General features: G+C 53.4%; 10 protein-coding genes and 1 riboswitch. Of the genes, 3 read left to right on the forward strand and 7 right to left on the reverse strand.

Features of this window, described 5'->3' with window-relative positions; genetic code table 11:
- The 3 genes from tkt (at position 1) to KBZ22_RS07675 (ending at position 4,505) form a co-directional block, all read left to right on the forward strand.
- A complete protein-coding gene (gene tkt / locus KBZ22_RS07665) occupies positions 1–2,007 on the forward strand; it encodes a transketolase (RefSeq protein WP_255021593.1) in 2,007 nt (668 codons plus the stop codon).
- Between the two features lie 603 nt (positions 2,008–2,610).
- Positions 2,611–3,411 (forward strand): hypothetical protein, encoded by an 801-nt coding sequence (locus KBZ22_RS07670; protein WP_255021594.1) that lies wholly within the window; start codon positions 2,611–2,613, stop codon positions 3,409–3,411.
- 83 nt (positions 3,412–3,494) lie between these two features.
- Positions 3,495–4,505: a hypothetical protein gene (locus tag KBZ22_RS07675; RefSeq protein WP_255021595.1), complete on the forward strand. Its 1,011-nt coding sequence runs from the start codon at positions 3,495–3,497 to the stop codon at positions 4,503–4,505.
- Between the two features lie 227 nt (positions 4,506–4,732).
- On the opposite strand, the gene KBZ22_RS07680 is transcribed toward KBZ22_RS07675, so the two are convergent.
- The 7 genes from KBZ22_RS07680 to thiC all read right to left on the reverse strand — a co-directional run bounded on the left by KBZ22_RS07680 (position 4,733) and on the right by thiC (position 12,049).
- The gene (locus KBZ22_RS07680; protein WP_255021596.1) at positions 4,733–4,945 is read right to left on the reverse strand and encodes a hypothetical protein; all 213 of its coding nucleotides are present in this window, start codon (positions 4,943–4,945) and stop codon (positions 4,733–4,735) included.
- Positions 4,946–5,452: 507 nt separating this feature from the next.
- On the reverse strand, positions 5,453–5,842 hold the full coding sequence (locus KBZ22_RS07685) for a GtrA family protein (RefSeq protein WP_255021597.1): 390 nt from the start codon (positions 5,840–5,842) through the stop codon (positions 5,453–5,455).
- Positions 5,839–6,630 carry a glycosyltransferase gene (locus KBZ22_RS07690; protein ID WP_255021598.1) on the reverse strand — a complete coding sequence of 264 codons (792 nt, stop codon included), beginning with the start codon at positions 6,628–6,630 and terminating at the stop codon, positions 5,839–5,841. The genes KBZ22_RS07685 and KBZ22_RS07690 overlap by 4 nt, the downstream gene beginning before the upstream one ends.
- A complete protein-coding gene (locus KBZ22_RS07695; protein WP_255021599.1) occupies positions 6,627–7,421 on the reverse strand; it encodes a bifunctional 2-polyprenyl-6-hydroxyphenol methylase/3-demethylubiquinol 3-O-methyltransferase UbiG in 795 nt (264 codons plus the stop codon). The genes KBZ22_RS07690 and KBZ22_RS07695 overlap by 4 nt, the downstream gene beginning before the upstream one ends.
- Before the next feature lie 1,153 nt (positions 7,422–8,574).
- The gene (locus KBZ22_RS07700; RefSeq protein ID WP_255021600.1) at positions 8,575–9,594 is read right to left on the reverse strand and encodes a glycosyltransferase; all 1,020 of its coding nucleotides are present in this window, start codon (positions 9,592–9,594) and stop codon (positions 8,575–8,577) included.
- Positions 9,549–10,424, reverse strand: a complete 876-nt coding sequence (locus KBZ22_RS07705) for a hypothetical protein (protein WP_255021601.1) — start codon at positions 10,422–10,424, stop codon at positions 9,549–9,551. Before KBZ22_RS07705 ends, KBZ22_RS07700 begins: the two co-directional genes overlap by 46 nt.
- A 239-nt stretch (positions 10,425–10,663) precedes the next feature.
- Complete coding sequence (gene thiC / locus KBZ22_RS07710) at positions 10,664–12,049, reverse strand: phosphomethylpyrimidine synthase ThiC (RefSeq protein ID WP_255021602.1); 1,386 nt, start codon at positions 12,047–12,049, stop codon at positions 10,664–10,666.
- A gap of 42 nt (positions 12,050–12,091) precedes the next feature.
- Positions 12,092–12,210, reverse strand: a riboswitch (TPP riboswitch).
- Position 12,211: the final 1 nt, after the last annotated feature.

Below are 12,211 nucleotides of genomic sequence, written 5' to 3' on the forward strand. Positions count from 1 at the left end.
ATGGTCGCCGCTCCCTCCACATCCGTTGAATCGCTCTGCGTCAACAGCATCCGCTTCTTAGCGATTGACGCGATCAATAAGAGCAATTCGGGCCACCCCGGCCTGCCCATGGGCTGCGCCCCGATGGCCTTCGCCCTGTGGGACAAGGTGCTTAAGCACAACCCCAAGAACCCCAAGTGGTTCAACCGGGACCGCTTCGTGCTCTCGGCTGGCCACGGCTGCATGTTGCTTTACGCGCTGCTGCACCTCACCGGCTACGACTCAGTAACCATCGAAGACATCAAGCAATTCCGCCAGTGGGGTAGCCGCACCCCTGGTCACCCTGAAACCTTCGAAACCCCCGGCGTTGAGGTCACCACCGGCCCCCTGGGCCAGGGCATCTCCAACGCCGTGGGACTGGCTATCGCCGAAGCGCACCTGGCTGCCAAGTTCAACAAGCCCGGCTGCGACCTGGTTGATCACTACACCTACGTGATCATGGGCGACGGCTGCAACCAGGAAGGCGTGAGCGGTGAAGCCGCCTCCCTGGCCGGCCACCTGGGCTTGGGCAAGCTGATTGCCCTCTACGACGACAACCACATCACCATCGACGGCAACACCTCGGTCTCCTTCACCGAGGACGTGCTGAAGCGCTACGAGGCCTATGGCTGGCACACCATCCACGTCAAGGATGGCAACACCGATGTGGCCGCCATTGCCCAAGCCATCGAGGCAGCCAAGGCCGTCACCGACAAGCCCAGCTTGATCAAGGTGACCACCACAATCGGCTACGGCTCGCCAAACAAGGCCAATACCGCTGGAGTTCACGGCGCAGCCCTAGGCGCCGACGAAGCAGAGCTCACCCGCAAAGCCCTCGACTGGAGCTACGGCGAATTTGAGGTTCCCCAGGATGCCTACGACCACTGGCGCCAAGCGATCAGCCGCGGTGAAGCACTTGAAGCCACCTGGAACGCCAGCCTGGCCACCTACCGCAGCCAGTACCCCGCTGAAGCGGCTGAATTCGAGCGCCAGCTTCGCGGCGAGCTGCCCCAGGGTTGGGACGCTTCCCTGCCGAGCTTCAGCCCAGAAGACAAGGGTTTGGCCACCCGCATGCACTCCTACAACGCCCTTAACGCCTTCGGCCCCAACCTGCCCGAGCTAATTGGCGGCTCGGCCGACCTCACCCACTCCAACCTCACCGATATCAAAGGCGAGGCGAGCTTCCAGAAGGGTGCCGAAGCCAACCGCTACCTGCACTTCGGCGTGCGCGAGCACGCCATGGCGGCGATCATGAATGGCATCGCCTACCACGGCAGCGGCCTGATCCCCTACGGCGGCACCTTCCTGGTTTTCGCTGGCTACATGATCGGCGCCATGCGCCTTTCGGCCTTGAGCGAGTTGGGAGTGATCTACGTGCTCACCCACGACTCGATCGGTCTGGGCGAAGACGGCCCAACCCACCAGCCGGTGGAAACCCTCGCCAACCTGCGCGCCATCCCCAACCTGCTGGTGATGCGCCCCGGCGATGGCAACGAGACCATGGGTGCTTATCAAGTAGCTGTCACCAACCGCAAGCGCCCCACCGTGCTGGCCCTCAGCCGCCAAGCCATGGCCAATCAGCCTGGTTCGGCTGCAGCCCATGTGGCCAAAGGTGGCTACATCCTGGAGGACAGCAATGGCACCCCGGAACTAATCCTGATCGGAACCGGCACCGAGCTGGAGCTCTGCACCAAAGCCGCAGCCCAGCTGCGCGCCGAAGGTAACAACGTGCGGGTAGTTTCGATGCCCTGCATCGAGCTGTTCGAAGAGCAGGATGCCGCCTACCGCGAAAGCGTGCTGCCCGCCGCCGTGCGCAAGCGCGTTGTGGTGGAAGCCTCCAGCTCCTTCGGCTGGCACAAGTACACCGGCTTCGATGGCGCCTGCATCTCGATCGACCGCTTCGGCGCTTCGGCACCTGGTCCGGTCTGCCTCGAGAAGTTTGGCTTCAATGTCGAGAACGTGGTAGCAACAGCTAAGTCGCTGCGGTAAGCCGGAGCCAAGAATCCCTCCCTGCCCATCTCCCCCGGCTCAAACCGGGGTTTTTTGTACAAACCCTCCATGTCCTTGGCACCCAAGACAGCTGATAGCCATAAACTCCTGAGCATAAGAACCCGCGCCATTACGATGGCCCTCTGCGTAGGAGCGCTGATATTCAGCCTCTTAGCGTGGAGGCAAGGTTTTGCCTTCTTGTCAAATGGCTCCGGTGATCTCGTCGGAGAACTGTACACAATCAATAAAACCTGCCAACCTGACGCCTACTGGCCAGGGTGGCCGATCAACCCCAATAGAACAGGGATCGCGCTTGGCAATTTTTCGCCCAATCTCGCCCTCTACCTAACACAATTTATCTCATGCAAGCTGAGCCTGGCGCTACACGGCAACAGCTTGCAGACATTTCTAGCCACAGGTATAATCCTGACTTTTTCTTTAGGCTACATTGCATGCAGAATAGCCAAGCTCAGCAGATTTACAAGCCTCTTCAGCGCCATAAGCATGGCCACAGCGCCCTGTGCCTTTTCCAGGGTAGGGCACCTTGGGCACCTTTCCCTATCACAACTATGGCCAGTCCTGCCTACGATCGCTTGCTGCATCGTGATCCTCAATGAATACAAATTGGAACGCTTATCAGGCAACTGGAAACAGGGCATTAAAGGGTATGGGCTTGGCTGCCTTTTTGGCGCCGTTAGCTTCCCAGGCCAAGATTATTATATTATTTTTGGGTCAGCCATTACCATCGCATGCGCGGCCTGGGAATGCACCCGGCCCAGATTGGATAGGGAAATGATCCATGAAGAGCAAGCAGAAAAAACAGGCTCAAAATTAAATTCCCTACCAATTTGCTCAGGATTTTTAACCGTTAATTTCCTGATGTTGCTATCTAAGATATGGCTATGGTCCATTCCAAGCTGGGCAAGCGCAGCCACAAGTCGCCTTCCATCAGAGCAATTCGCTTACGGCTTCTGGCCCTTAGCACTCGCACAATCACCGATTTTTAACGACTTGCTTCTGGAAAAATTCAAGGCCTCTTCACTACCGATTACGGAAACCCCCTTTGGCTCCTCAGGAAGCCTACTTATTCTCATTGGGACCTTAATCGCAATTTCAACACTTAGGGGGCAAAGCGCAAGACAATCGACAGAACTAGACAAAAAGGTTCAACAACTCTTAACGACTGCATCAATTATACTGATAGTTTCATTGTCAATAGCGCTTTTATGCGCGACAAGCGGCGGTCTGGGAACCCTATTTGCTACATTTGTCTCACCTCAGCTGCGCGCCCTTAATAGATTCATGCCATACATATATGCACCTTCAGTAGTGGTCATATCCCTATGGCTAGAATCCTATTTCAATAATTTAAGACAAGCTCATTCGAGCGAGAACAATCAATGAATTTAAAATTTTTTAATATAAAAAAAAGTGCGGCCATTGCTCCTCCGGCGGCAATAATTTTAATCTGGGCAACCGAGTTAGCGATGACTCCGAAAATTTGGCAAGAAATTGCCGTCACTTCAACAATCAGCCCGACTAGCCTCGCTAGCAGCTTAGGGATCAGAAAAGAACAATCAAGCAAATGCGAAAATGAGTCAAAACATCTGAAGATATGGATTTCCCCTTACCGACGTTTTCCAGAGGCCGGAGACCCCGGCAAACATGCTTCACGAGGCCTCGGAGACTATGAATACCTTTCCATTCTAAGCGGAGATCCATGCAAAAAAATTAAGGCTAACTATGGTGCATACAAAAATTCCCCAGCTGATATAGTTTTCGAGAAAGCAAGAAGTCAAGGAACTGCAGCCGAAATACTCAGCGCTAAATCCCTAGGATTTGACACTTTTGCCTTAGACCTTAACAAAGCATGGATCACGAGCGATGAGCTGAAACAGAGCTGCCAACTCTATTCAATATGCAGAATAACATCAGATAACTTTGCTATATTTAGTCTTAAGTCAGACATGGCTGGCTCGAAGGCTATCAAAGCCATGCGTCACGTACATGCAAAGCCAAGCGGGGCACCCATAGAATACGTGAAGAATCTGATGGGTTTCAGATCGAACGAGTGGTGGCCAATCGAGACTTCATTAGACGGGGAAAACCTTTGGTCATGGTCGAAAGGGTTGAGATTGGATAGATCTGTCTCGCTAGCAGGCGAAAACCTAGGCGCTATCCCGATCAACCTCGAAATAATATTAAGGCCTGCACCTGCAATTGCGAAGCTTGATTTGGTGATGAAATGCAAAAATGGTCAAGAATCTAAGAGGCTAACCGCCAGCACAACCGTACCAATCTCCACCACATTAAGGGACTGCCAACCCACAAGTATAGAAGTTGAAAGTTTTACGACGAGGGCTTCAATCACATCAAGATTGTCGAGCGATCAAATTCCACCCCTTGGGCGAAACGACAGCAGACACAGTTTATTCGCAATTGAAGCGAAGCAACTTGAATTATCCGATTTAGCTACCTGGAGGCCTATCACTCGTTGAGGAATCTATTTCGGCGACTTTCAGGACAGATGTCACTCCTCGGCTGCCATTTAGGCAGCCTGGATCAACGGTAGAGCCAGGATTGGAATGGACTCCTCTGTTGGCTTGTTGATCCATTCTTCTAAGGGTTGAAGCCAGCAGCGGGTGGTGCGGCTGCAGCGCGTTAGATTGGCCAGGTGGGCGCTGTCGAATACATCAGCTCGCTGCGGGCAAATGGCCTTGTCGGATCAGTTGGCCCGTTGATGGGGGATTACAAATTTGATCCCGCTGTTCCGGTGCTGGTGGTTGTTCCAATCCACAAATGCCAGTACCCACTTGCAGGCTTCGCCCTTGCTGGCAAAGGGCCGGCTGGGGTAATCAGACCGATATTTGACGGTTCGGATCAGGGCTTCCGAGTAGGAGTTGTCGTCGAACACCCTAAGCGCGGAGAACGAACTCATCACTGCCATCTCCTACAGCTGGGTTTCCAGCATCGCCCCACGCAACTTCTTCGAGAATCCTGCGGTTGGGGATTGCCGTTGTCGGCATGTAGGATCAGTGAGTGCTGCACTGGTGGGCAGCCAAAGCCACTGGGGCTGCGGTAACGCTCCTTGAGACAAGCCCCCTGGTATTCTGAGAGGAGAGGCGTAAACTTTCCTGAAAGGGGCTTTGCTGAGCATACTGCTTGCGGATGGTGGAGGGTTTAAGCATACAAATCATGCTTCTCGCGTCCCACAAGGCAGACTGTGCTGCAGTAGCCGGCAACCACTCTGTGCATCTCAGGTGCCGCGACCCGTTTGGCCATAGCACAATAAGTGTGGGCCGCCACGCTCAAGCGCTTAGGTTTCCTACAGTCTGGAATAATTTGGATGTTCGAAATGCCGCCGACATTCGCCATCAACCCCAGATCAGCGGAAAACAACTGATCATCAGACTATACACAAAGCTGCAGCATCAAGTTGCGATAATTATTTATACCTGGCCGACGATAGCGGCGCCACTTTGAATACGATTTTCCTCTGCACAAGATAAGAGACTGCAATTACGGGCGCCAAGGCCATTGCCCCTGCAGAGTACTGGTCATGTCCAAAATGAACAAACACAGCTATCAGTGTCACATTCAGGAACCATATTGCCAGCCATGCCGGCAAGTAGCGCTGGAAAAAACTTACGCCCGTATTAGAAAACACAAAGCGACCCTGCATTCGAAAACTAAAAACAATCCCGGCAACGGTGGCAGTGAAATTGGCGGGTACAAATTGAAAGCCAGCCCAAATCAAACATGCATAAAGACCATAGGAAAAACCAGTGTTCATGGCGCCCACCAACAAAAAGCGCACGAATTGCTCTATCTTCATGCAGACATCCCTGCGTGCCTGCGATCCACACAATGGCTCAACGCCAAGAACAGGCGCTTCAATAAGGGTTGAACTAGCAAGGAGGCATATCTAGGAAATCCCTGGGTCAAACGAAGCTGCACAAGTTGTGCTTCTGCGAACGAATCTTCGCGGTTAGAGACCGTGATCGACCCAGGGTGCCAGCAGAACACACCCTGTACTGCGGGGCAGCGGGCTAGACGACCTAACGCCCTCAGCCGAAGAATAAGATCTAAATCCATTGCAAATCGTAAATCTTCATTCAAGCCGCCAACACTGATTACGGCTGTTCGCCTAAACACACAAGTCTCAGACTTGATCAGCCCCGGGATGAACTGAATAAGCCAACTTGCCAAGAGCGGGGGCCGTCGAGTAAACATCGCACGCCCAGCTCTGTCGACATAAGCGCAGTCACCAAAGCAGAGTGGCGCATCGGCATTTTTCTCGAGTTGCGCCACTGAGCGCGCCAAAGCACCTTCGGGGATCATATCGTCGTCTCCAATCCATGCCAAATAAGAGTTATCTGGCCCAGCTTCGCCGAAACCACGGTTAATTGATGCCGAGAGATGGCCTTTTTCTACGACTAGTTTCGCTCGAAAGCTGCTGGCTATCGTCTGAAGTGAATCCGAGGCAAAAGGCACAACCAGCACGATGTCCACTTCAATATCGGGCTGAGTACGGAGGGAATGGAGCGTCTGCTCAAGGGTCTGCAGACGCCGACCCAGTGTCGGCACCACAACCAATACACGTAGATTGCGCGAGATATTCACTCGAAACCTTCTTGGGGATTCCCCTGTCTCCGACGTAGCAGAAGCTGGATCTCACGGTATCGCGGAATAGGCAACCCTAAAGACTCCATCATTGCCCATGGCTGCCGAAGGAAGAAGTACTGAACATTGGGAATCGGCCAAACAGCATTCAAGAGCCTCAGCGCAGGAACCAGAATAGGGAATACAAGCCGATCCGACCCGACTTGCAACACCTGGAAACCAGCATCTTCTAAAATAGTTTTCACCTCCTGCACGCTGCTGTACTCGCGTACGTGCGTTGGATCGAGTACACGCCGACCATCAGGAGCCTTGCGGAAGTACCAGGCACCTCTTTTTCGAAGCACGGTTGTAAGAAATAGCATACCCCCCGGCTTGGTGATTCTTGCTAATGCTGAGGCGTAGGCTTCATCATCGGACACGTGCTCCATGACCATTGTACTTATGCAAATATCGGCCACCGCATCGGGCATTTCCGTTAAACTTTCTCCATTAGCTAGCAATGCTGGCCACTTTGTTAATCGCTGGAAGCGCTCAATACGCACCGGAGATATATCAACACCAAGAAAGCTTGCCCTTGGCGGAAGAGAATCTGTCTCCATCAACGCCCAGGCCAACTGGCCATCGCCACATCCCACATCTACCACATGCGTACCACTAGGGCTTGAAGCCAGTGCCTCACGCAGCCTTGGCGGCACACGCCGGCTGAAGAAGTGGACTGTCTGCTGGGCATGCCGCTCGAAATCGGCGTCCGGCAGTGTCTGTTTCTTGGCTTTGACGGATCGTTGTGTCACTGATTTACTTAAAGTTGGCCATCACGCACCGGTTTCCCGATATGAATATGGACTTGCTATAGAAATAGACAACCGGCACCCAAGGCAGGCGTTGTCAAGCCAGTTCATAATTACCCCCTGAAGCTTGGTAAGCTGATAAAAGACTCAGCAACACACTGCAGCATGTTACAACGGCGACAAGCGGTTGCGAGCAAGCAGGAAAGGACTGGCCACCTTTTCTCGTACAGGCTGACCTCAAAGATGTCACCGTTGTGGACTAGGCTTTGGTAACAGACATTCTTTAAATCCATCTTCTGATAGGATTTCAGAGTTTGGTGGCGTTGCTGAATCTCATTTCCAGACATGTATTAAACGTATGGCTCTCGAATAGCCAGAATACTGAGCTATTTCTGGATGCCTTGGAGATGGCCTTCTCGGTTGGCCGCAGGCCAGCGCTCTTCCATTCAGACTAGGAATGCCAATCCATAACTGCAGACCTGACTGCCAGGCTGCAGGCCTAGAATATCAAGAACTAATGACCAGGTCGAAAGCTCTCCGAGGCTAACATTCTGGTGGAACATATCTGAAGGGAAATAAAGCATGAAAAGCTGTACGTGCGCGTCTACAGCGATGACCAAGAACCCTAAATGAGCCTAGCCCGTGTCCTGTGGTGATATGGCCATGTAAGACCACATAGATATCAAGGAAGCAGAACTCCATGTGAGGACTGCACTCAAACCCAAACTCATCCCTCTCGCCGATGCGTAGTGATATCCTGGGCAGCATCTTTCCAACAAGAGGCAAACATCACAATTCTTGAACTGGCCCTCACCCTTGAGCAAGGTCATATTCTGCTTGTGAACAGCTCGATAGTACCCTCCTGCAGCTTGGGTTTCGAGTGGCTGAACTAGATCGGATGAATGGCAAGACCAGCGTCGATCTCCAGATAGACTTACTGCAACTAATCGCATGAATAGCGACCATTGTCTTGAACTCTGGTCGGTGGGTCCGACACCTCTCTATCGAGTGGATCAGCCCTTTCGCACAGGTACTTTCGGCCACAAATAAGATGTATTATTAGCGACTTTCACCAAGGTTACCAGCCTTGGGCCGACAGCTTGTGCACATTTTAATCAACCACACTTCTCCAGCAAATCTTTGCAAATGCCGCTAATCAAAACAACTTGGCGAGATGGGCGAGATGCAATTGATCAAACTCCCGGCTGATTACAAGGAATGAGGGTGAACCACTAGACCGCATGAACAGAGCAGATAAAAACTTTAAAGAATAAATTCCGTAGGCTACCAGCAGCAAGTTAGTTATAATCCCAAGTGAAAATAAACTCAGCCAACCGGGAGCTATCCGCCTCACTTCGCCCAGCGCTCCCAGCAGCATCAACGATAATGCAAAGACAATCAATGGAAGAGCTATCAATAATCCAAGACTAGCCATAATTCTCAGGCCGCTAAACTCAGCAGAAAGAATAAGACGCGCGTAATGTCGGAAAAGCTTCTTCAAACTGTACCCACTTGCTCCGGAATCACGTGAATCAGCAAATGCTGCATAAAAGACACTGCGCCTAGATGCGCTGGTAACTGAATACAAGACTGCATCTAAATAAGCCATGCCATCAATCGAAATAGCTATTGATCGCGCAAGCTCACCCCTAATGAGACGGAAACTAGAAATGATCGAATAATCTTCATTGGTAAAGATTCTCATACACAGCTTGCTCGCTCTCGAGGCAAAGTCTCTATAGAAACTAGACGTATGAACGCGAGTCGTCGACTTGACATAAAGTAGATCAAGGCCCTGATCCAGCGCTTCGATTAGAGCTTGAGCCATCATTTCGGGAGGATGTTGAAGATCCTCATCCAGCGTCAGAACCCAGTCGCCAGAGGAATAAAGAATGCCCACCGCAGTGGCAAGGTGCTGCCCACTGTTACGTGCCAGAGAGATGACCCGAACCCAGTCAAGTTGTTTGGCTGCCTCAACAAGCAAGGACTCAGATCCATCGATCGGCTCATCACAGACGAAGATCAGCTCATGCAACAGATCACGAGGGATACCACCATTGCCATCACGAATGGCCGTGCATCGCTTGATCAGACCTGGCAAGGTCTGCTGTCCAGCGTAGACAGGAACAACTACGGAGACAAGTGGACAGACCGGTTCCATTGCCAGCTCACCCACTCACTAATTGGATCATTAACAATAACCCTAGCACCATGTACAGCACCGGGGTAATGGTGCTCCGCATCAACGAGTGAATGCTCCATTAGTTTGAGCATGGGACGCTGCCTGACTGCACGGAAGAAGGAGCTACAGACATCGAACACCGAGTGATTGATGGAAGACTGAATATTCAGGCAGCCATTCGCTTCAATCAAAGCACCACCCGGCCGATCACGAACCAGCAGGGCGGCCAAACGTCGAATCGAAAGGTAATTACGCCGGGTTTCGAGACGGGCGTAGATCCCTGTGGGGCAGCGAATCTTGAGATTGCGCAGGATCACCCCTATCAGACCATGGTATCGCTGCGCCCGATCATGGTAACCATAGAGGCTAGGTAACCTCAGTATCAATCCGCGCTCGCCAAAGTTGACCAGTACGGCCTCCTCATTGCTGCGAACCAGCTGTGAATAGGGTGCTCCAAGCCTTGAGCACTGGGCCCCTAGCGAAGAAACGAAAACGAACTTGTCGAGGTCTACTGATGGAGCCAAAAGCCGGCAGAATTTATCAAAGGCCTGATACTGCTGTTCCGCACTCGCATAGGCAAGAGAGAAACCACCCTTTCCAGCACAGAATACAAGCCGCAACGGATGACAGCTTGATCTGCTCAGTACCAAGTCAAGGCACGCCTCCGCGTAGCTGTCATGGGGATGAACCCGCACATCCACAGGCAGGCTGCCACCGATATACGAAGACCGAAGCAAGGCTTGGGTCAGCTCACTCCCGACGGCGCCATTGCTGCCCACCACCAACCAATCGCGCTTAGGACCCGAAAGAAGGGTGGTCTCCATCAGGCTTGGTACTCTCTTTCCATGAACCACGCAAGCTAGCTAAACCCAATCAGCTTAAAGCCCCGAGATAGAGATGCTTAATGCACAACAAGCATGTCTTAGCTATCGCCCATGGGCTCGAAAATAATATAACCAATCAAAGAATACATCGATTCAAACCCTCTACTCAACTTTCAACCACAAAAAACCCGGGAATAAGCCCCGGGCCCTCAAGCTTCCAACGCTGAACCACTGGCCGCTCAGACCACTACTGCGGCGACCCCTGCTTTCTGCTCCGCCAGCACCTGCTCAAGCCCTTCCAGATCCTCATCAGTGATCTTGGTTTGCATTGGGCAGTGCTTGGGGCCACACATCGAGCAGAACTCGGCCTGTTTATAGATATCTGCAGGAAGAGTTTCGTCGTGATACTCGCGAGCCCGCTCTGGATCAAGCGAGAGATCGAACTGCTTATTCCAGTCGAAGGCGTAGCGGGCGCGGCTGAGTTCATCGTCGCGATCGCGGGCGCCGGGGCGATGGCGGGCAATGTCGGCAGCGTGGGCAGCGATCTTGTAAGCGATCAAGCCTTCACGCACATCTTCGGCATTGGGCAGGCCCAGGTGCTCCTTCGGAGTCACGTAGCAGAGCATGGCCGTGCCATACCAACCGGCCATCGCCGCGCCGATGGCACTGGTGATGTGGTCGTAGCCGGGGGCGATGTCGGTGACCAGGGGGCCGAGCACATAGAAGGGCGCCTCACTGCACTCCTCCATCTGCTTTTTGACGTTGAATTCGATCTGATCCATCGGCACATGGCCCGGACCCTCCACCATCACCTGGATGTCGTGCTCCCAGGCGCGGCGGGTGAGCTGGCCGAGGGTTTTGAGCTCAGCCAGCTGGGCGGCGTCGGAGGCGTCGTGCTGGCAACCCGGACGTAGGGAGTCCCCAAGGGAGAAGCTGCAGTCGTAGCGCTTGAAGATTTCGATGATGTCATCGAAATGGGTAAATAGGGGGTTCTGTTTGTGGTGATACAGCATCCACTGGGCCAAGATCCCGCCACCGCGGCTCACGATGCCGGTGAGGCGACCCTTCACTAGCGGCAGGTGCTCAATCAGCAGGCCGGCATGAATCGTTTGGTAGTCAACGCCCTGCTGGCAGTGCTTCTCGATGATGTGCAGGAAGTCGTCGGCGTCGAGCTTCTCGATGGAGCCGTGCACGCTCTCGAGCGCCTGATATACGGGCACGGTGCCGATCGGCACCGGCGAGGCATTAATAATCGCCGTGCGCACCTCATCGAGATTGACGCCGCCGGTGGAGAGATCCATCACCGTGTCGGCGCCGTATTTCACCGCTAGGCGCAGCTTGGCCACCTCCTCATCGAGATCGGAAGCATTGGGGGAGGCGCCGATATTGGCGTTCACCTTGCAGCGGCTGGCGATGCCGATCGCCATCGGCTCCAAATTGAGGTGGTTGATGTTGGCCGGGATGATCATGCGGCCCCGAGCCACCTCCTCCATCACCAACGATTCGGGCAGGTTTTCCCGCTTGGCCACATAGGCCATCTCCTCAGTCACTACGCCCTGGCGGGCGTAATACATCTGGGAATAGTTCGCGGTGCCGCGACGCTTCTCAATCCAGGCGCTACGCATGTGAGGCTGCAGATAGGGCGGGGCGCAGCCTGAGAGTGGTTTCACAATCCAATTCCACTTCCCTGCGCCGGCATGACCCGGATCAGGTTCGGAGGGTGTGATCTCAGCCCGAAGCTGCACAACTGGTTAAGGCTGGCAGCGGGGCACCCCTAGTGACCCATC

The organism is Cyanobium sp. L1E-Cus (assembly GCF_024345755.1).
In the GTDB taxonomy this organism is placed as follows: domain Bacteria; phylum Cyanobacteriota; class Cyanobacteriia; order PCC-6307; family Cyanobiaceae; genus Cyanobium_A; species Cyanobium_A usitatum.

Coding starts and splice junctions, on each gene's coding strand:
- KBZ22_RS07705 (WP_255021601.1), bottom strand. CDS start 10,424: ATGGAGACCACCCTTCTTTCGGGTCCTAAGCGCGATTGGTTGGTGGTG.
- KBZ22_RS07680 (WP_255021596.1), bottom strand. CDS start 4,945: ATGAGTTCGTTCTCCGCGCTTAGGGTGTTCGACGACAACTCCTACTCG.
- KBZ22_RS07685 (WP_255021597.1), bottom strand. CDS start 5,842: ATGAAGATAGAGCAATTCGTGCGCTTTTTGTTGGTGGGCGCCATGAAC.
- tkt (WP_255021593.1), top strand. CDS start 1: ATGGTCGCCGCTCCCTCCACATCCGTTGAATCGCTCTGCGTCAACAGC.
- thiC (WP_255021602.1), bottom strand. CDS start 12,049: ATGCGTAGCGCCTGGATTGAGAAGCGTCGCGGCACCGCGAACTATTCC.
- KBZ22_RS07675 (WP_255021595.1), top strand. CDS start 3,495: ATGACTCCGAAAATTTGGCAAGAAATTGCCGTCACTTCAACAATCAGC.